The 757-nt window shown below is 45.2% G+C and carries 1 pseudogene; it reads right to left on the reverse strand.

Going from position 1 to position 757, the window contains the following annotated elements:
* Positions 1 to 202: 202 nt before the first annotated feature.
* A pseudogene (locus A3763_RS06160) lies at positions 203 to 757 on the reverse strand (TAT-dependent nitrous-oxide reductase); the annotation flags it as partial.

Raw genomic sequence — 757 nt, forward strand, 5'->3', positions numbered from 1 at the left:
TGAGAATTAATCCTTATCTCTTGAGCATAGGCTGAAGAGGATAAAAGAGATGCCACCACTATCAGACAGGTACAGAGGCACAGCATAAGGATATACGCACTGTGCTTCTGTTTGTTCTGCTGTGTTTCCAGCAGTATTCGAGATGGTTGTGACATCTTGTACTTCTTTTTCGCCTTTAGCAGTTAGCTAAAGCTTAAAGGGTTTAAGCTTCGACTAACATTCGGCCACGCATTTCCATATGCAGTGCATGGCAGAACCAGTGACAGTAGAACCATTGTACGCCAACCTTGTCGGCGGTAAAGGTCACTGACTGGGTTTGCTGAGGGCCAATTTCCATACTGACGCCATGGTTGACCATACAGAAACCATGAGTTACGTCTTCTACCATATCAAGGTTAGTGATCACCATGGTGACTTCATCGCCTTGCTTAACGGTAAATTTGTTCAGGCCAAAGTTTGGTGCAACCGAGGTCATATAAACCGTCACTTTGTTACCCTTGCGAATAATCTTGTTGTCCATTTCAAGATTTACACCATCTTTCTTTGCTTGAGCAACGGTTTCAGCGAAGAAGGGGTCATCACGCTTCCAGATTTTGCTTGGCTTCACTTTGCTTCGATGAACGATCATACAATCGTGAGGCTCAGCAAAGGTCGGGCCGTCGTGAATCAGCTTCATTTCATCGCCGGAGATATCGATTAACTGATCATTTTCGGCACGAAGTGGGCCCGTCGGTAAGAATCGGTCTTTAGAGAACTT

The organism is Oleiphilus sp. HI0128, from assembly GCF_001635365.1.